The sequence below is a fragment of the Paractinoplanes rishiriensis genome, from assembly GCF_016862375.1.
GTDB classification, from domain to species: domain Bacteria; phylum Actinomycetota; class Actinomycetes; order Mycobacteriales; family Micromonosporaceae; genus Actinoplanes; species Actinoplanes rishiriensis.
Map to the genome: position 1 here is coordinate 1 of NZ_BOMV01000039.1, position 19,181 is coordinate 19,181.

General features: G+C 68.7%; 18 protein-coding genes. 14 read left to right on the forward strand and 4 right to left on the reverse strand.

Annotated elements, in window-relative coordinates; translation table 11 throughout:
* Positions 1–130: 130 nt before the first annotated feature.
* Complete coding sequence (locus Ari01nite_RS16900) at positions 131–421, reverse strand: hypothetical protein (protein WP_203782217.1); 291 nt, start codon at positions 419–421, stop codon at positions 131–133.
* Positions 422–497: 76 nt separating this feature from the next.
* A complete protein-coding gene (locus Ari01nite_RS16905) occupies positions 498–1,313 on the reverse strand; it encodes a Bax inhibitor-1/YccA family protein (protein WP_203782218.1) in 816 nt (271 codons plus the stop codon).
* Between the two features lie 387 nt (positions 1,314–1,700).
* On the opposite strand from Ari01nite_RS16905, the gene Ari01nite_RS16910 reads away from it, so the two are divergent.
* Both Ari01nite_RS16910 and Ari01nite_RS16915 read left to right on the forward strand, forming a co-directional pair.
* A complete protein-coding gene (locus Ari01nite_RS16910) occupies positions 1,701–3,362 on the forward strand; it encodes a polysaccharide lyase family protein (protein ID WP_203782219.1) in 1,662 nt (553 codons plus the stop codon).
* Positions 3,359–4,597, forward strand: coding sequence for an alpha-L-fucosidase (locus Ari01nite_RS16915; RefSeq protein WP_203782220.1), 1,239 nt, complete (start codon positions 3,359–3,361; stop codon positions 4,595–4,597). Before Ari01nite_RS16910 ends, Ari01nite_RS16915 begins: the two co-directional genes overlap by 4 nt.
* Positions 4,598–4,640: 43 nt before the next feature.
* On the opposite strand, the gene Ari01nite_RS16920 is transcribed toward Ari01nite_RS16915, so the two are convergent.
* Complete coding sequence (locus tag Ari01nite_RS16920) at positions 4,641–7,049, reverse strand: penicillin-binding protein (protein WP_203782430.1); 2,409 nt, start codon at positions 7,047–7,049, stop codon at positions 4,641–4,643.
* Positions 7,050–7,593: 544 nt separating this feature from the next.
* Positions 7,594–7,797: a helix-turn-helix domain-containing protein gene (locus Ari01nite_RS16925; RefSeq protein WP_239162803.1), complete on the reverse strand. Its 204-nt coding sequence runs from the start codon at positions 7,795–7,797 to the stop codon at positions 7,594–7,596.
* A gap of 88 nt (positions 7,798–7,885) precedes the next feature.
* On the opposite strand from Ari01nite_RS16925, the gene Ari01nite_RS51685 reads away from it, so the two are divergent.
* The 12 genes from Ari01nite_RS51685 (at position 7,886) to Ari01nite_RS16985 (ending at position 19,159) form a co-directional block, all read left to right on the forward strand.
* Complete coding sequence (locus Ari01nite_RS51685; protein WP_438872181.1) at positions 7,886–8,614, forward strand: IclR family transcriptional regulator domain-containing protein; 729 nt, start codon at positions 7,886–7,888, stop codon at positions 8,612–8,614.
* Positions 8,615–8,670: 56 nt separating this feature from the next.
* Complete coding sequence (locus Ari01nite_RS16935; protein ID WP_203782222.1) at positions 8,671–9,492, forward strand: sugar phosphate isomerase/epimerase family protein; 822 nt, start codon at positions 8,671–8,673, stop codon at positions 9,490–9,492.
* A 115-nt stretch (positions 9,493–9,607) separates the two neighbouring features.
* The gene (locus tag Ari01nite_RS16940) at positions 9,608–10,141 is read left to right on the forward strand and encodes a zinc-binding dehydrogenase (RefSeq protein ID WP_203782431.1); all 534 of its coding nucleotides are present in this window, start codon (positions 9,608–9,610) and stop codon (positions 10,139–10,141) included.
* Entirely contained in the window at positions 10,131–10,997 is an 867-nt protein-coding gene (locus Ari01nite_RS16945; protein WP_203782223.1) for a sugar phosphate isomerase/epimerase family protein, read from the forward strand. Before Ari01nite_RS16940 ends, Ari01nite_RS16945 begins: the two co-directional genes overlap by 11 nt.
* Position 10,998: 1 nt before the next feature.
* On the forward strand, positions 10,999–11,877 hold the full coding sequence (locus tag Ari01nite_RS16950) for a sugar phosphate isomerase/epimerase family protein (protein ID WP_203782224.1): 879 nt from the start codon (positions 10,999–11,001) through the stop codon (positions 11,875–11,877).
* A 26-nt stretch (positions 11,878–11,903) separates the two neighbouring features.
* Positions 11,904–13,025, forward strand: a complete 1,122-nt coding sequence (locus Ari01nite_RS16955; RefSeq protein WP_203782225.1) for a substrate-binding domain-containing protein — start codon at positions 11,904–11,906, stop codon at positions 13,023–13,025.
* 45 nt (positions 13,026–13,070) lie between these two features.
* Positions 13,071–14,630 carry a sugar ABC transporter ATP-binding protein gene (locus tag Ari01nite_RS16960; protein ID WP_203782226.1) on the forward strand — a complete coding sequence of 520 codons (1,560 nt, stop codon included), beginning with the start codon at positions 13,071–13,073 and terminating at the stop codon, positions 14,628–14,630.
* Between the two features lie 2 nt (positions 14,631–14,632).
* Positions 14,633–15,610, forward strand: a complete 978-nt coding sequence (locus Ari01nite_RS16965; RefSeq protein ID WP_203782227.1) for an ABC transporter permease — start codon at positions 14,633–14,635, stop codon at positions 15,608–15,610.
* 5 nt (positions 15,611–15,615) lie between these two features.
* Entirely contained in the window at positions 15,616–16,671 is a 1,056-nt protein-coding gene (locus Ari01nite_RS16970; RefSeq protein ID WP_203782228.1) for a Gfo/Idh/MocA family protein, read from the forward strand.
* Positions 16,668–16,916, forward strand: coding sequence for a hypothetical protein (locus Ari01nite_RS16975; protein ID WP_203782229.1), 249 nt, complete (start codon positions 16,668–16,670; stop codon positions 16,914–16,916). Before Ari01nite_RS16970 ends, Ari01nite_RS16975 begins: the two co-directional genes overlap by 4 nt.
* Position 16,917: 1 nt before the next feature.
* Complete coding sequence (locus tag Ari01nite_RS16980; protein ID WP_203782230.1) at positions 16,918–17,547, forward strand: gluconate 2-dehydrogenase subunit 3 family protein; 630 nt, start codon at positions 16,918–16,920, stop codon at positions 17,545–17,547.
* Entirely contained in the window at positions 17,525–19,159 is a 1,635-nt protein-coding gene (locus tag Ari01nite_RS16985; RefSeq protein WP_203782231.1) for a GMC family oxidoreductase, read from the forward strand. Before Ari01nite_RS16980 ends, Ari01nite_RS16985 begins: the two co-directional genes overlap by 23 nt.
* Positions 19,160–19,181 lie beyond the last annotated feature (22 nt).

Below are 19,181 nucleotides of genomic sequence, written 5' to 3' on the forward strand. Positions count from 1 at the left end.
CCCAGCGGCCCGGCGGCAGCCCAGCGGCCCGGCGGCAGCCCAGCGGCCCGGCGGCAGCCCAGCGGCCCGGCGGCAGCCCAGCGGCCCAGCGGCCCGGCGGCGGCCCGGCGGCGGGTGGGCTCGGTGGCGGCTAGAGGGTGCCGCGTACCTGGTTGACCGCCTCCACGGCCTCGGCCAGCTGCCGCTCGGACGGGCCGGCGGCCAGCAAGTCGTCGGCCAGGACGCGTAGTTGGTCGGGGAGGACCACGTCCAGTTCGCGCGGGAGTGTGCGGTGCGGGCGGCCCTCGGCGTCGGCGGTCAGGTTGGCCAAGTGCTGGGCTAACGCGTGGACGCGGTCGCCTCGGCCGTCTTGCCAGCGGGGGATTTCCCAGTGGCGCACCTGGGTCAGCAGGCGGTCGGCGGCGGTGGCGAAGTCGGTCACGGGGGCGAGCGTACGCGAAAAGGCAGCGGCGCCCGGCCAGTGGGAGGACAGGCCGGGCGCCGCTTGGATGAAACGACTAATCTCTGCTGCCGCCCTGTAGGTAGCTCAGCAGCTGGAGGATTTCCAGGTAGAGCCAGATCAGGCCGACCAGGATGCCGAACGCGCAGGTCCACGAGTACCGCTGGGGCAGGCCCATCCGCACGCCCTGCTCGATCTGGTCGAAGTCCAGGATGAAGCTCAGGGCCGCGACCGTGATGCAGACGATGCTGAAGATGTAACCCAGCGGGCCGTTGTCACGCAGGCCGGTGTTCACGCCGAACAGCGAGAGCACGAGGTTGATCAGCATGACGGCGAACAGGCCGCCCATGACGGCGATCAGGCCCTTGGTGAACCTGGGCGTGGCCCGGATGACCCGGGACTTGTAGAGGATCGCCATCAGGAAGAAGACGCCGAACGTCGCCACCACGGCCTGCAGGATGATCCCCTGGAAACCCATGATTTCCTGGAAGAACTTGCTGACCATGCCGACGAAGACGCCCTCGATCACGGCGTACGTGATAACCAGGGCCGGGTTTGCCATCCGCGAGAACGAGATGATCAGACCCATCACCAGACCGATCAGCGCGGCACCGATCCAGGCCGGACCGATGAGCGAGTCGGGGATGACGTTCCACGCCACGATGGCCGAGATGCCGGTGATGCCGAGCAGAGTGACGGTCTTGACGACGACATCGTCGATCGTCATGGGCCGCACGGCGGGCGGGGCGGCGTATTGTCCCGGGGCGGTGGGGTACGGCTGATCGTATCCGGAAACGGGCGCCCCGTACCCGGTTGTCCGCTCCCGCTCAGCCGCCTGACCGAGGCGCGAGAGTACCGGGTTCGAAGATTTCACTGTGTCCAGCCTCCCTTGAGGTTGAAGCACGTCATGTGCTGCCTTTCCAGGGTAAAGCAACGTCCACCTAATGTGGTTGCCAGAAGCTGTGAGCAGGCTGAAAGGTGCCCACAGGGGCACATTCATCGTTAGTCTTCGATCGAGGCAAGCGCTTTCCTCGATCGAAGGAGACCCGCCATCGTCACCCGCCGGCAATTCCACGCCCTCGCGGCCGGTTCGATCGCCGCCCTGACACCCACCGCCGCGCACGCCGCAGACGCCGCCCCGGCGGCGATCGGCGTCACCGAGACCGAAACCGACATCCTGGTCGACAACGGCCCGATACAGCTCACGATCAACAAAACCACGCCGGCCCGGCTCACCAAGCTGATCTTCGACGGCCAGGACATGCTGGCCGGCGGCCGCGGCAACTACGACATGAACAACGCGCGCGAGGGCGACCCGCTCCCCCTGCCACCCGCGCAGAACACGTACGAGATCCGCACCGGCGACGACTTCGTGGACGTCGCGTTCCGGTACAGCCCGTCCAACGGCGGCCCGTTCTGGCTGGAGCGGCACTACATCGTCCGGGCCGGCGAGGCGGGCCTGCACCTGGCCACCGTCTTCCAGCACCCGCCCGAGTTGCACGGTTTCCGCTCCGACCAGCACCGGTACGTCTTCTATCTGGACCCGGCCCGGTTCACCGACGCCTCGGTCGAGGACGACCCGATCGGGCTGGCCTGGCGGGCCGGCGCCGCGGTCATGCCGACCCCGGCCGAGCTCGCCGCCGGCCCGATGGTGATGGACGCGACGCACGACCTGGACGGGGTCGGTTCGGCCTACCCGCGCCGGTACTACACCAAGTACGACTGGGCGACCTGGGTGAAGGACCACGTGGTGCACGGCCTCTACGGCAACGGGTACGGCATCTGGGTGGTGCAGCCGAACCGGGAGGCGTTCAGCGGCGGCCCGGTGCGCCAGGACCTCAACCTGCACCAGACCACCAGTCGCCCGGTGCTGCTGGTGGAGCCGCACGGCACGCACTACGGTTCGCCGCCGGTGCGGGTCGCTGCCGGGCAGGACTGGTCCAAGACTTACGGGCCCTACTTCGTGCAGCTGACCAAGGGCGACGATCCGGCCGTCATGCGCGCCGAGGCGATGCGCAGCGCGAATCCGGCGGCACACCAGGCGTTCTACGACCGGGTGGCGCTTCCCGGGTGGGTTCCCAGGACCGACCGATCGGTGGTACGCGGCCGGATCGATCGACCACGCGGCGCGGTCGCCGTGCTGTCCGACAACCGGCTGGACCATCAGCGCACCGCGCTCGGCTACGCGTACTGGGCCGACGTCCGCCCGGACGGCCGGTTCGAGATCGGCGGCGTACGACCGGGCACCTACCGGCTCACCGTCTATCGCCCCGGCGTCTGGGACGACCTGGTCCGCGACGACGTGGTGGTGCCGGCCGGCGGCACGGTCCGGCTCGACGACCTGCCCGGCTGCGTGGCTCCGGCCGGCCGGCTGCTGTGGCAGATCGGCACGCCGAACCGCACCTCGGCCGAGTTCCGGCGCGGCACCGAGTTCCGGCAGTGGGGCACCTCGCGGTTCTTCGCCGCGGACTTCCCGGACGGCGTCGTCTACCGGGTCGGCAGCAGCGGCCCGCAGGACTGGAACTACCTGCAGTTCCAGCGGATCGACGGGGTGGAGCAGGCGCCCTGGCGGATTCTGTTCGACCTGGACCGGCCGGCCCGCGCCGGGGCCACCGCGACCCTCACCGTCGCGCTGGCCGCGTGGGGTATGGACACCGCCCGGGACATCCCGCCGACCCCGGGCAACCTCACCGTCACGATCAACGGAACGCCACACGTCTGGACGTTCGAGCCGGACGAGACCCGCGGCGCCACCTACCGCTCCGGCTGCGGCGGCCGCACGTTCCGCCGGGCCTTCCCGTTCGACGCCGCGCTGTTGCGTCCCACCGGCAACGAGATCGTGTTGCGCATCAACGAGGGTTCGCCGCCGGAGCTGGGCAACGAACTCGCGTACGACGCCATCAAGCTGGAGCTGAACCGGTGAGAGCAACGCCCGGTTGGTACCGGGACGCGAAGTTCGGCATCATCATCCACTGGGGACTGTATTCGATCCCCGCCTGGGCGCCGCTCGACGACGAGGTGGTGCGGATCCTCGAGGCCGAGTTGGAGGGCCCGGACGGCGACGCGGCGAGCGACCCCTTGGCCCGGCATTCGTATGCCGAGTGGTACCAGAACAGTGCCCTGCTCGACGGGCCGACAAGGCAACATCATGAGGCCACGTACGGCGGGCAGGACTACGGCGATTTTCGCGGTGCCTTCGCCGAGGCGGTCCGGGGCTGGTCGGCCGAACCGTGGGCCGACCTGTTCGCGGCGTCCGGCGCCCGGTACGTCATCCCGGTCACCAAGCACCACGACGGCTTCACGCTCTGGCCGTCCGCGACGCCTAACCCGAACCGCGCCGGCTGGTCGGTCGAGCGGGACGTGATCGGCGAACTGGCCACCGCGGTCCGCGGCCGCGGCCTGCACCTGGGTCTCTACTACTCCGGCGGCCCGGACTGGACCTTCGACCACCTGCCGATCCGGCGGCTGGCCGACATCCCGCACAGCATCCCGGACAGCCCCGAGTTCGCCCGCTACGTGGACGCGCACTGGCGCGAACTGATCGAACGCTACCGGCCGGCCATCCTGTGGAACGACATCAAGTACCCGCCGGCCGCCGAGCCGGACCGGCTGATCGAGGACTACTACGCCGCGGTGCCGGACGGCGTGGTCAACGACCGCTTCGGCACCGCACGCCCGGACGTCCGCACGCCCGAGTACGCCCGCCGCGCCGACATCGACACCGAGGTGTGGGAGACGGTCCGCGCCGTCGGCATCTCGTTCGGCTGGAATCGCCAGGAGACCGAGCTGATCTCCGTACCGGATCTGGTTCTTCTGCTTGCCGATGTGATCAGCAAGAACGGGAACCTGCTGCTCGGCGTCACCCCGGACGACCGCGGTCAGATCCCGCGGGCGCAACAGGAACTGCTGTACGGCATCGGCCGCTGGCTCGAGGTGCACGGCGAGGCGGTGTACGGCACCCGGCCGTGGACCAGGGCCGAGGGCACCACCGCGGACGGCCGCCCGGTGCGGTTCACCAGCCGCGGGAACGTCGTCTACGGCATCGTGGCGGGCGGCGCGGCGGCCGGCACCGCGCCCGGCCTGGACCTCCCGCCCGGCGCCAAGGTCCGGCCGATCGGCACCGACGCCTTCGCGGTGGAAGGCGCCGGCGCCAGCTAAGTCGGCCTGGCTAGGTCGGCCTGGCCAGGTCGGACCAGCTACGTCAGCGCGGTCCCGGCGGTAACGGCAACCCGGGGATGCCCGGGGTGCCCGGCGGCTGGGCGCCCCGGCCGTTGCTCACCTCGATGATCACCACGCCGCCCTTGATGGTGCGGCCGCTCGGGTTGGTGCCGGCCGCGGTGCCCGCCGGGCAGGTCGAGTCGACCTCGCCGTTGGCCAACGACACCGAGAATCCGGCGCCGGACAGGCGATTGCGGGCACTGTCGAGCGAATCGCAGGTGACGTCGGGGATCGAGCGCTGGTCGCCGTACGCGATCTTCCGGCTCTCCGGCCGCTCGAACTGCTCGCGCGGCTTGCCCTCCATGTAGTCAGCAAGCGTCTTGTAGACCGCCGGGTTGACCTGGGCGTGCCGGAGCCGGTCCGGGTGGTTCTGGTAGTCCGGGTTGACCAGGTAACCCGCCACCACCAGCTGGGTGGTGCCGGCGATCAGCGAAGCGGTCTTGTCGTGGTCGGTGGTGCCGGTCTTGCCGAACACCGGATGCTTGACCGTGGACCGGGTCTGCGGCGCCGTGGCACCGCCGCACCGGCCCAGCTGGGCCGAGTCGCCGACCGGGCAACGCGTCGCGTCGAGGGCCGCGCGGGCCACGTCCTTGCTGGTCGCGCGGATGCAGTGCGGCTTGCCGATGTCGAGTTTCGCGTTGTCCTGGGTGACGATCTGTTCGATCGGCGTCGGCGCGCAGTACATGCCGTCGCCGGCCAGGGTCGCGTACGCGTTCGCCATGTCCAGCGGGGTCGTGTTCGAGACGCCAAGCGTGAACGCGCCCCACTGGCGCGCGTTGCGTGGCTCGGCCAGCTCGGCGTCGTTCGGTGCCCGGAACTGGATGCCGAACCGTTTGGCGACCGCCACCACATTCTCGGCGCCGACGCGTTCCTCGAGCGGGACGAAGAACGTGTTGATCGACTTGCCGAAGCCGGTCCACATGTTGAAGACGCCCTCGCCGCCACCGCCGGAGTTGCTCGGGCACCAGAAATGCGTGCCCGGACATGCCGAGGGGGTGCTGCGTTCGACGATATAGCCCGATCTATACCGTTTCTCGGCCTTGATGGTGTACGCGAGCGGATAGCCCTTTTCCAGCGCGGCCACCATGGTGAACATCTTCATCACCGAGCCGGCCTGGTAACCGGTGATGTCGCCGCCGCCGGTCAGCAGCGGGTTGGTGGTGTTCGGGAAGGAACCCCGAATACCCTTCCGCGCCTTCTTCGGGTCGGGCGACATGTAGTTCTGCGGGTTCTGCGGGTTGTCCAGTTTGTACTTCCGGTTCGCGGCCAGCAGCCGCACCTTGCCGGTGCCCGGCTGGATCGCGGCCAGCAGCAGCGCGTTCTTGTTCTTCTCCTTGATGAGCTCGGCGATCCGCTCCCGAGCCGAGTTCTGCGCCTTGATGTCGAGCGTCGTGGTGATCCGGTAGCCACCGCTCTTCAGGCGGCGCTCCCGGTCGTACTCGGTTTCGCCGAACTGCTCCTGGCTCATCCACCAGCGGTAGAAGTAGTCGCAGAAGAAGCCCCAGTTGTTCTTGGCGACCGAGACGCAGCCGTTGGCGATCGGCCGGACCTTGTTGGGGATCGGCTCCTTCTTGGCGGCCGCGGCCTGCTCCGGCGTGATGGCGCCGATCTCGACCATGCCCGGGATGACGTAGTTGTCGCGGCGTTTCTGGATCTCCTCGCGCCCGTCCGGGGTGGTCGGGTTGTAGAACGACGGCGCCCGGATGATGCCGGCCAGCATCGCGGCCTCGCCGACGCTCAGGTCCTTGGGCTTCTTGTTGAAGTAGACCTGGCTGGCCGCGAAGATCCCGAACGCCCGGCTGCCGAACGGCGCGATGTTGAGGTAGCGCTCCAGGATCTGGTCCTTGGTGAGCTGCTTCTCCACCTCGAGCGCGTACTTCATCTCGGTGACCTTGCGCTTCGGGGTGTCCTTGGTCGCGTCCACCACCTCCTGCGCGTTCGTCGCCGAGTAGGCCAGCGACATGCGCACCCACTGCATGGTGATGGTCGAGGCGCCCTGCTTCTGCTTGCCGTTGTTGTTGCTCACGAACGCGCGGGCGACACCCTTGAGGTCGACGCCGTTGTGCTTGTAGAACTCCCGGTCCTCGGCCGCGACCATGGCGTCGCGCATCGGCTTGGAGATCTCCTTGAGCGGCACGTCGCTGCGGAACTCGTCGTAGAACTGCGAGATCTGTGTCTTGTTGTCGGACGCGTAGATCCGGCTGATCTGCGGCGAGCTGAAGTCCTTGATCTCGCTGGGCAGGCTCGCGAACGTCTTGTTGCCCGCCTTGGCCGCCAGCCCGGACATCGCCGCGGCTGGGAACACGGCCGCCGCCACCACGACGCCGGCCACTAAACCGCAGACCAGCAACGAGAAAGCATTGAAGAATATGTTGTGGTCGCGGCGGCGCATCCAGGAACTCACCGCATTACCATCCGCGACTCGGCGCCGATCCACCAGACCACAACGTCACTCGCTTCCACATCGTTGCCGATTTACCGGGGCAGATCCACGCAAATCGCACCGATGTGGGGAGCCGAGGCGCGCCCGTGGGTCGGGGCAATCACACCTCACGATGTCAAGAGGTGCCCGGGGCGGGTCACACAAAGCACCTCAAGCACCGACAGCGCCGAGATCAGCCGGACAACTCGTCATTCAAGAACGAATCGCAGTTCCATCACGGACATAGAGACGCCTCCAGGAGAGCTCTGCGTCCCCGCTGGCCGATTTGAACCTTTACGGATGGATCAATCTGCGCCATATCGACGTCAATGGTGTTTAACTAAGGATTGTGATAATACGTCGGGACTCGAACCCGGGTGGGCCGAGCGTTGCACCATGCGAACCGGACTTCGGTCGTTCCAGGTATCCCGATGCCAGGACGTTTTTCCAGGTCACAGACGCGTCGGGGTGCGCGCTGAGCGCCGCCGTAGCCGCATTGACGGTTCGCCGCAGCTCAAGCGGCCTCGAATCCCACTCTGAGTCGTACGTCCAGGGCCGTCGCCAGCCGTTCCAGCACTGCCAAGGTAGGAACTGTTCCGCCGGCCTCGAACCGGGCGACCGCGGACTGCGTCATCCCCGATGCTTTTGCCAGCTGCGTTTGGTTCCAACCTCGGCGCTCACGAAGTTCTCGAACAGAACGACCGAGCTCGAAGGCCAAGCGCGCAGCGTCGTACGCCTCCGTAGCGCCCGGGCCCGATTGGTCGAGCTTCCGGGCGAGTCAGACCTCTAGATGAGACGGGCCGGCCGTGAGGGCGTTGGGAGGGGCTGTCGGTCAGACGGGCACACCGTTGTGCAGATATCGCAAGCCGCCGCCATCGGCTGCGACCGAGGCTTCCCGGACCCGACTTTCGACGTACGGCCGCAGCAGCCCGGCAACATCGTCGAGCGGAACGAACCGGGCCCAACCCCACCTGGAAGATCTGTACGAGGCCACCCACGGCAGTCTCCACCTGGCCGTACTCCACGGCACGTACGCTCTCTACGTCACGAACATCTCGGGTCACCACCCGGTGGACCCGGGCGTGCGGGTCGGTACACGGATCCCGCTGACCTCCCTGGGCGCCGGCGAGGTCCTGCTCGCCTACGCCGACCCGGATCTCATCGAGTGCGTCCTCGTCGACTACCCGCGTACGAACGGCCATCCGATCGCGTCGACGCATCCGATCCGTCAGCGGCTGGCCGGCATCCGCCGCTCCGGCGTCGCGGTCACCCGCCGCGGACTCCGGTCGGTCGTGGTGGCCGCGCCCGTCTTCGGTCCCTCCGGTGGCGTGGTCGCCGCGCTGTCGGCGGCCGTCCGTGCCACCGACTCGCAGCACGTCCGGTCGGGCTGGTCCGGCTGGCTGCGAACCGGATCGCTCAGGAACTCGTCGGTGCCATCGGTGGCGGGGCGCCGGGCCACGAAACCGACACGAACAGATCTTCCGCCCAGTGAGGTCCGGGGTGGAGCTGGCCGGGATACAGCGACGACACTCTAGACGGGATCGCGGCCGAGCCCGGGGGCATCCCGCACCCGAAAAGGGGGATGCCAGGCATGCGACTCGGATACCACTCGATCACCTGGGGCGGCGTCGTCGGCGACGCGACGGGCGTGACCAGCATCAAGGACCTGTACTACCGCGCCAACGGCTCGATGGAGCAGGCGGTACGCGACATCGCCGCCGCGGGGTACGAGGGCACCGAGATGTTCGACGGGAACGTCGCCGCATACGCCGATCGGCCCGACGACCTGCGCGAGCTGCTCGACTCGGCCGCTGTCGAGCTGGTCAGCGTCTACACCGGAGCGAACTTCGTCTACGCCGATGCGTTGCCGGACGAGCTGTACCGGGTCGAGCGTGCGGCGGAGTTGGCGGCGACGTTCGGCGCGCGCAGCCTGGTGGTGGGCGGGGGCGCCCGGCGCGCGGCCGGCACGCCGTCGGAGGACTACGACCGGCTGGCGGCGGCGCTGGACCGGATCACCGACATCGCCGAACGCCAGGGGCTGAGCGCCAGCTACCACCCGCACCTGTCCACGATCGTGGAGAGCCCGGACGAGCTCGAGCGGTTGATGTCGCGTACCCGGATCGGGTTCTGCCCGGACACCGCGCATCTGGCCGCCGGCGGCGGCGATCCGGCGGCGCTGATCCGCCGGTACCCCGACCGGATCCGACACGTACACCTCAAAGACCTGCGCCCGGAACCGCTCGCCTTCCTGCCGTTGGGTGCCGGCGTCCTCGATTTCCCGGACATCCTGCGGGCGCTACGGGAGGCGGGGTACGACAGCTGGCTGATCGTCGAACTGGACGCCTACGAGGGCGATCCCCGCGAGGCCGCCGAGAGCAGCCGGGCGTACCTGGACAAGCTGCTCGACGCGTAGGAGGGAGGAAACATGACCGGGATGATGACCGCGGTCCGGTTGCACTCCACGGAGAACCTGCGGCTGGACGAGGTGCCAATCCCGGACGCGGGGCCCGGCGAGGTGCTCATTCGCGCTGTCCCGGCTCAGCGGGGCCAGCAAGGTAATCGTCTCCGAGCCGGACGAGCGCCGGCGGGAGCTCTCCGGGCGCCTCGGCGCCGACGAGCTGCTGAACCCGTTCGACACACCGGTGGTCGAGGCAGTCGCCGACCTCACCGACGGCATCGGGCCCGACGTCATGATCGAAGCTGTGGGCAGTATCCCCACCTACGAGGACTCCATGGCGGCCGTCCGCCGCGGCGGGAAGGTGCTCGCGTACGGGGCGGCGCCGATGGACCGGAGCATATCGCTGCGCCCGTTCGACGTGTACGCCAAGGAACTGACCATCGTCGCGTCGTACGCCGGTACCTACGACACCTGGGCCGCGGGCGATCGAACTGCTCTCGGGTGGCACGTTCGACCCGAGCCTCATCGTCGACTCGGTGCGGCCGCTCGACGAAGCGGTGGACGCGATCCGCGGCCTCGAGCGCGACAAGAGCACGGTCAAGGTCCACATTCAGGCATGAAGGAACGGCATCAAGGCTTGGTAGGTGAAAGACATGACGGCTGAGGGCGGATTCCGTTATTCCTACAACTCACTCGTCTACGCCGGTGAAGACCTCGCGGTCTCGGTGGATCGGGTGGCGCGTTTCGGCTACGACGCGATCGAGGTCGTGGGCGAGCCGGAGCAGATCGACGCCAAGCGCGTCGCGAAGCTGACCCAGGATGCCGGCATCGGCGTCAGTAGCATCTGCTCGATCTACACTCCGGAGCGCGACCTGATCCACCCGGATCCGGATGCTCGTAACACCGCGATCCAGTACGTCAAGGACCTGGTCGACTTCGCCGCGACGATGGAGTGCCCGACCGTGGTCGTCCATCCGACGGCCAACATGAAAATCAAGGCGCTCGCCGATCCCGCCCAGGAGTGGCAGTGGGCCGTCGAGTCCATCCGGAACGCCGGGGAGTACGCCGCGCCGCGCGGTGTCAGCTTCTCCCTCGAGTGCTGGAACCGGTTCGAGTCGTACTTCCTCAACCGGCTGGAGCAGGCGCGGCGCCTGTGGGCCGAGACCGGGCTGACCAACGGTGGCGTGCAGGGTGACACCTTCCACATGAACATCGAGGAGGCCTCGCTCGCTGACGCGTACCGCGACAGCGCGGGCGTCCTGCAGCATGTGCACTTCGCCGACTCGGACCGGACCGCGCCCGGCGGGGCGCACATCGACTTCGTCCCGATCGTCGATGCGCTCGTCGAGATCGGTTATGACAAGTACATCAGCTTCGAGCTGCTGCCGGCGCTGGCGGACCCGTTCTCCGGCGGGCGTCACGAGGAGTTCTTCGACCGCTACACCGAGCGCGCCATCCGGGTGATCCGCGCGATGGAGGACCTGGTACGCACCCGTCGCACCCTGGGCGGAAAGGGTTGACATGGTTACCACCCGGCCCATCCCGTTGGGCCTGAGCACCTTCGTGCTGGCCTCGCCGTTCTCCGACGCCGACCTGGGGCTGTTCGGCAAGGTCAAGTCGTTCGGGTACGAGCAGGTCGAGGTGTGCATCGAGGATCCGGGCAGGCTGACGGCGTCCGCCGTCGCGAAGGCGGCGGCCGAAGAGGGATTGTCGGTGCTGGTGTGCGGCGCCTTCGGCCCGGACCGCGACATTTCCCACGAGGACGAGCATCGCCGCCGCGGCGGTACCGGCTACCTGCGTCACTGCGTGGACTTTGCCGCGGCGGTGGGCGGCAGTCTGGTCAGCGGCCCGATGTACGCGCCGACAGGGCAGGCGCGGTTGCTGGACGGCGGTGCGCGCGCGGCGCAGTGGGCGCGGGCGACCGAAAGCCTGGCGCAGGTCGCCGAACACGCCCGCACGGCGAACGTCAGGCTCGCCGTCGAGCCGCTGAACCGGTTCGAGACGGATCTCGTCAACACCGTCGAGCAGGGCGTCCGGCTCTGCGCGGACGTGGGCGCCGACAACGTCGGCCTGCTGCTGGACACGTTCCACATGAACATCGAGGAGAAGAGTCTCCCCGCCGCGATCACCACCGCCGGACCCCGCGTCTTCCACTTCCAGGCATCCGAGAACGACCGTGGTACGCCGGGGAGTGGGCACATTGCCTGGGAGGAGGTCGTAGCGGCCCTCCGCGGGATCGACTACGCGGGCAGCGTCGTGGTCGAGTCGTTCCTGCCCACCGTCCAGGAGATCGCCCGTGCGGTATCCCTGTGGCGGCCGGTCGCCGAATCGATGGACGCCCTCGCGGCCGACTCCGTGCGGTTCCTGCGTCCGCTGCTACAGAGTGGGGGTAAGCCATGAGGAAGGTATTCCGTCCGCTCGTGGTCGTGACGGTCGTGCTCCTGGCGGCAAGCGGGTGCGCGTATCCGTCCGCCACGTCCGTGCAGCAGGATCCCGGCGTCTCCCAGCAGGCCGATCAGGCGCTGGCGGAGCTGAAGACCGCACCGGGGAATCCGGGTCCGAACGGCGAAGAGCCGGCGCCGGCGTCCGCGGTGGAGTTGACACCGCAGGACGTGGAGAAGATCAAAGCGTTGAAGGCCAAGGCCGGAATCGCTCTGCATTTCGGCGGTAACGACTGGTCGAACGCGCAGACCGCCGGGCTCAAGTCCGAGTTCGCCCGGCTGGGCATCGAGGTGGTCGCCGTCACCGACGCCGGTTTCAGCCCCGACAAGCAGACCAGCGACATCGAGACCATGCTGGCGAAAGAGCCGGACATCATCGTCTCCATCCCGACGGACACGACGGCCACGGCGCCGGCATACCAGAAGGCCGCGGCGGCGGGAGTCAAGATCGTCTTCATGGATTTGGCAGCCAAGGGGATGGTGCCCGGCAAGGACTACGTCGCGATCGTCTCCGCGGACAACTACCGCCTCGGCGAGGTGACCGCCAACCTGATGGCGAAGGCGATCGGCGGCAAGGGCAAGATCGGGATGATCTATCACGGTATCGACTTCCCGGTGAACAACGAGCGCCGCGCCGGAGCCGAGGCCACCTTCAAGAACTACCCGGACATCCAGATCGTCGAGAAGAAAGGCATCGTGGGCCCCGACTTCGCGGGGGACGCGCAGAACGTGGCGAGCGCCATGCTGAGCAAGTACGCGGATCTGAAAGGCATCTGGGCGATCTGGGACGTGCCCGCCGAGGGTGTGATGGCCGCTGCCCGTGCCACTGGCCGGCTCGACCTCGCGGTGACCGCCCAGGACCTCGGCAAGATCGTCGCTCTCGGCCTGGCGAGAAACCAGCTGATGGTGGGGGTCGGTGCACAGGTGCCGTTCGACCAGGGCGTCACGGAGGCGCGGGTGGCGGCGGGCGCGCTGATCGGCAAGAAGGAGCCGACCTTCGTGTCGCTGGGCGCGCTGGCGGTGACGCACGACAACGTGCTGGAGGCCTGGACGCAGGTCTACCACCAGCCGCCCCCGGACTTCCTCAAGAACGCGTACCTCCCGTAACTAACGCGACCCCGGCCACCAATCCGCCGGGAAGGGACGAACGTCATGGCCGAGACGATGAAAGACATCACGAGCCCCCGCCGCCCGGACGGGCCGGGGAGCGGGGCCGACAGGCCGGCCGTCGAAATGTCCGGGATCTACAAGTCATTCTCCGGGGTGCCGGTTCTGCAAGGCGTCGACTTCGAGGTCCGCGCCGGCGAGGTACACGCCCTGGCCGGCGGGAACGGAGCCGGCAAGTCGACCCTGATGAAGATTCTCCAGGGCGTGTACTCGATGGACGCCGGCGAGATCAGAATCGACGGCGAGCCGGCGCGACTGTCGAGCATCCACGACGCCCGCGCCGCGGGCGTGGGGATGGTGTTCCAGGAGTTCAGTCTCGTCCCCACGCTGACCGTAGCGCAGAACGTCTTCCTGGCGGCCGAGCCGATGGGGCGGCTCGGCATGATCAACGACCGGGAGGCGGTCCGGCGGACGCGGGAGGTGTTCGCCGGCATGCACGTCGAGGTCGACGTGACCGCTCGCGTGCAGGACCTCAGCACCGCGTACTGGCAGCTGACGGAGATCGCCAAGGCGCTAGCGCAGGATGCCCGGATCCTCATCATGGACGAGCCCACCGCGAGCCTCGCCAAGCACGAGACCGAGGCGCTGTTCGAACTGGTCGAGCGCCTCAAGGCGCGGGGCATAGCGATCATCTACATCTCGCACCGGATGGAGGAGGTGTACCGGATCGCCGACCGGATCACCATCCTGCGCGACGGCGGGCGGCTGTTCACCAAGTCGCTCAAGGAGGTCACCCGCGAGGAGATCGTGGAGGGCATCGTCGGGCAGAAGATCGAGGGCGAGCTCGAGTACAAGGAGCGTGCGCCGCGGGGCACCCGGGAAGTGCTGCTGGAGGCTCAAGGACTCAACGCCGGTCGGCGGGTCCGCGACGTCTCGTTCCAGCTTCACAAGGGCGAGATCCTCGGCCTGGCCGGTCTGATGGGCAGCGGTCGTACGGAGCTGGCGCGCATCCTGTTCGGGATCGACAAGCTCGACAGCGGGGAGGTACGGCTGCACGGCCGGCGCGTGGACCTCGGCAACCCACGCGACGCCGCCGCCGTCGGTATCGCACTGATCCCGGAGGACCGGCGGGAGCAGGGCCTCGTCCTGGACCACTCCGTACGCGACAACCTGCTGCTGCCGCTGCTGAGCCGGTTGAAGGCCGGGCCGCTGATCAGCGACCGCAGGGGCAACGAACTCGCCCGCTCCCTGATCCAGCGGTTCTCGGTGAAGGTGGCGAACATGGCCAAACCGGTGCGCGTGCTCTCCGGCGGTAACCAGCAGAAGGTCGTCATCGCCAAGTGGCTCGGCACGGAGCCGGAAGTGCTCGTCATGGACGAGCCGACGGCGGGGGTCGACATCGGTACCAAGTCCGAGATCCTCGACATGATCCGCAACCTTGCCGACGAAGGCAAAGGCGTGATCGTCATCTCGTCGGAGTATCCAGAACTGCTCGCGGTCAGCGACCGCGTCGTCGTAATCAAGGACGGCGCTGTGCTGACCGTGCTCGACCGCGGCGACATCCCGGACGAGGAAAGCCTCCAGCTCGCCGTTCAAGGAGTCTGATCATGGCAACCTCCACCGTCACCCCCTCCGAGACCACGGCCGGCCGTCGCGGCAGGCTCGCCGGGGTCGACTGGCACCGCTACGTCATCTACATCGGCTTCGTCGTGGTATTCCTGTTCTTCGCCGTGTTGCTGCGCGACCAGGGCTTCCTGTCGGCCAACAACCTCCTGAACATCCTCCGGCAGACAGCGACGATCACCGTGATCGCCGTCGCCATGACGTTCGTGATCGCATGCGCGGAGATCGACCTGAGCGTCGGCTCGGTCGCGGGCCTGTCCAGCGTCGTCGCGGCCATCGCGCTGTCCCACTGGGGCCTGGTGGCGGGCATCATCGGGGGGCTGGCGGTCGGCCTCGTGGTCGGCGCCATCAACGGCGGGCTGGTCGCCACCCTGGGTATCCCGTCGTTCCTGGTCACCCTGGGCATGCTCGGGATAGCCTCCGGCGTCGCCCAGTGGGTCACCGCCTCCGCCCCCCAGCCCATCCTCAACGACGCGTTCAACCTGGTCTTCGGATCGGGCAACATCGGGCCGATCCCGGGCCTGATTGTGTGGAGCGCGATATTCGTCGTGGTCGGCCATGTCGTGCTGACCAAGACCCGGTACGGCCGCGAGGTGCTGGCGACCGGCGGCAACCGGACAGCGGCCAACTTCACCGGCATCAACACCAAGCGCATCAAGTTCCAGGTGCTGCTGATCTCCGCCGTGGTGGCGAGCATCGTCGGCCTGCTGTACGCCGGCCGACTCCAGTCGGGCCGGTTCCAGTGGGGTACCGGTGATGAACTGTCCGCGATCGCCGCGGTCATCCTCGGCGGCACCAGCCTGTTCGGCGGCTCCGCCTCGGTCATCGGTACCCTGTTCGGCGCCCTGCTGATCGGACTGATCAACAACGGGCTGATCCTGGCCGGCCTGGAGTCCAGCCAGCAGCAGGTGGTCCGCGGTGCGATCATCATCCTCGCCGTCGCGCTGGCGCGGAAGAAGTGATGGACATGCGCTCCGGCATCATCGGCACCGGATTCATCGGCGGCGTGCACGCGTACGCCGTACGGGCGGCCGGCGGGGCGCTCGCCCACGTCGCGGCCGAGAGCCTGGAACACGCCGCGGAGGCGGCGCGTCGACTGGGGGCCGAGCACGCCTGCGCCTCCGCGGAGGAGCTGATCAACGCCGACGACGTCGACGTCGTGCACGTCTGCACCCCCAACGCTCTGCACGTGCCGCAGGCGGAGGCCGCGATCCGTGCCGGCAAGCACGTGATCTGCGAGAAGCCCCTCGCCACCGACCCGGCCGACGCCCGCCGGCTGGTGGAGGCGGCGGCCGACGCCGGGTTGGTCGCGGCGGTGCCGTTCGTGTACCGGTTCTATCCGTCCGTGCGGGAGGCCCGGGCCCGCATCGGCGCCGGGGACGCGGGTCCGTTGTGGCTGCTGCACGGCTCGTACCTGCAGGACTGGCTGGCCGGCAGCGACGCGACCAACTGGCGGGTCGACCCGAAACTGGGCGGCGCCTCCCGCGCGTTCGGTGACATCGGCGTGCACTGGTGTGACCTGATGGAGTTCACCACCGGGCACCGGATCACCCGGCTCATCGCCCGGATGGCAACGGCCCATCCGGATCGGATCACCGAGGACGGCGCCGCCGTGCTGTTCGGCACCGACCGCGGCGCTTCCGGATCGGTCGTGGTCAGCCAGGTTTCACCGGGCCGCAAGAACCGGCTGTGGTTCGAGTTCGACGGCCCGTCGGCTTCCTACGCATTCGACCAGGAACTGCCGGACTCCCTCTGGGTCGGCGGGAAACGCGGCAACCAGGTGGTACCCCGCGGCCCGGACACCTTCTCGGGGCCGGCGGCGGGCTACGCCCGGCTACCCGCCGGGCACCCCCAGGGCTACCAGGACAGCTTCACGGCATTCGTGGCCGACGTGTACGCCGCGATCGGCGGCCACAAACCCGACGGTCTGCCGATGTTCGCCGACGGGCTGCGAGCGGCCGTCCTCACCGCAGCGGTCGTCGAGTCCGCCGCCGACGAGACATGGGTGGAGGTACCCCAATGAAACTCGGTCTCCTGACCGCCTGCCTGCCCAACCGCAGTCTGGAGCAGATCGCGGCGTGGGCCTCGGAGAACGCGTTCGAGGCGCTCGAGGTGGCCACCCGCGTCGTCGACGCCCTCTACGAAGGCGGGTTCGACGGGGTCCTCTCGGTCGAACACGAGGATCCGCTGTGGGGCGGCACCGAGGACAAGATCGAAACTGGACTGCGCGTTGCGCATCGGACCCTGCGACCCCTCCTGGTGGCCTGAGATGTTCTTCGATCCACACCAGCGCGCCACCGTCGAGGCGGCGATGGCCCGAATCATCCCGACCGACGATGCCCCCGGCGCCCGCGAGGCGGGCACCATCGACTTCCTGGACCGGTACCTGTCCGGTCTGGACCACGTCTACGCCAAGCCGGACGGCAGCGGCTTCGAGAAGCTCGAGGGCAAGCGGGCCGACGCCTGGCGGCAGCGGCTGGACATCATCCGGGACAAGTACGCTCATGGCATCGCCGACCTGGACCGGCGCAGTCGGGACCGGTTCGGCAGCGACTTCGCCACGTTGGAGCCGGCACAACAGGACACCGTGCTGAGCGAACTCGACCGCCCGACGACATTACCCGAGGCCGAGACGGTCGCTGGATTCGCGCCGGTGGAGACGCCGCTGCAACAAGCCAGCGTGGAGATCGATCTCGACTTCTTTCCGCTGTTGGCCCTGCACACCCGGCAGGGTTTCTACGCCGATCCGATCTACGGCGGCAATCGCGACCGGGTCGGTTGGGACGTCATCGGGTTCCCGGGGCCCACGTCGCTCGCCGAGGTGCACTCCGGGCGCTACACCGCACTCCCGTACTTCGCAGAGCAGGAGGTTGGTCATGGCGCCCAAGCGGAAGCCTGACCGGGTCGACGCGTGCATCATCGGCGCGGGCGCGTCAGGGGCGGCGGCGGCCAAGGTGCTCACCGAGGCCGGCGTGCAGGTGGTGGTGCTGGAACGCGGTCCGTGGCGGACCAGGGAGACGTTCGGCGGGGACGAGTTGGCCAACGTCAACCGGTACAACTTGTGGCCGGATCCGCTGCTGAACCCGCGTACGGTGCGCAGCTCGGCGGACGAGGAACCGCGGGTGGAGCTGTTCTGCCCGGTGCCGCAGATGGTGGGCGGCGGCACGGTGCACTGGCAGGGCTGGCTGCCCCGGTTCACCGAGAACGACTTCCGGCCACGGACCGTCATCGGCGACCTGCCGGGCGCGACACTCGCCGACTGGCCGATCGGCTACACCGACCTGGAGCCCTACTACGACAAGGTCGAGTGGGCATTCGGGGTCTCCGGGGCGGCCGGCGCGAACGCGTTCGAGTCCCCGCGCAGCCGGGGGTACCCGTGCCCGCCGATGCCCATGTCACGGTACGCGCAGAAGTTCCACGCCGGCTGTGCCGCGCTCGGGTACAACTCGTTCCCCACGCCGCAGGCGGCGCTGTCGCAGCCGTACAACGGCCGGCCGCCGACAGTGATCAGCGCGTTTGCCCAACAGCACGGCGACCCGACCGGCACCCGCTCGAGCGCGCTCAACGTGTTCGTGCCGGACGCGGTGGCCACCGGCCGCTGCGACCTGCGGCCCGACTCGTACGTCCGGGAGATCACCGTCGACGAGCGCGGCCGGGCCCGCAGCGCGGTGTACGCCGACGGCGACGGAGACCTGATCGAGCAGGAGGCGGACGTCTTCATCCTCGCCTGCGGGGCGGTCGAGACCGCCCGGCTCATGCTGCTGTCCCGCTCGGCCCGCTTCCCGAACGGTCTGGCCAACGGCAACGACCTCGTGGGCCGCAACGTCACGTGGCACGAGTACAGCGCCGCCGTCGGGCTGTTCAACGACTCCATCTACGCCTGGGCGGGCGGCGGGTACGTCAGCGCCAGCAGCTTCCAGTTCTACGAGCACGACGACAACCGCGGTTTCGCCAGCGGCGGTCACGTCGCCTGTGCCGGGGTGGGTATCCCGTTGCCGATCAACTGGGGACTGCCGGACCGCCCGTTGTGGGGCGCCGAGGCCAAGCGCATGGACCGGGAGTACTTCAACCACAGCATGGCGGTGGCCATGGTCGTGCACGACATGCCGCAACACGACAACCGGGTCGACCTCGACGAGAAGGTGACCGACGCATGGGGCCTGCCCGCCGCCCGCATCACGGTGCAGCCGCACCCCAACGACATCGCGATGGGCCGGTGGCTGATTGACCGTAACGCCGAGATCCTGGAGGCGGCCGGGGCGCACAAGGTGTACCGCGTCTACATCGACCGGATCACCGGCAACTGCTCGCACCAGCACGGCACCACGCGGATGGGAAACGACCCCGAGACGTCGGTCGTGGACCGCAGCTGCCGGGCCCACGAGGTTGACAACCTGTTCGTCGTCGACGGCGCACCATTCCCCACCGCGACCGGCGCCAATCCCACCCTGACCATCATGGCCAACGCGTGGCGGGTCGCCGACCACATCGCGAAGGGCCGGCCGGGGTAGCGCCGGGGCGGCCGTGCCCGGC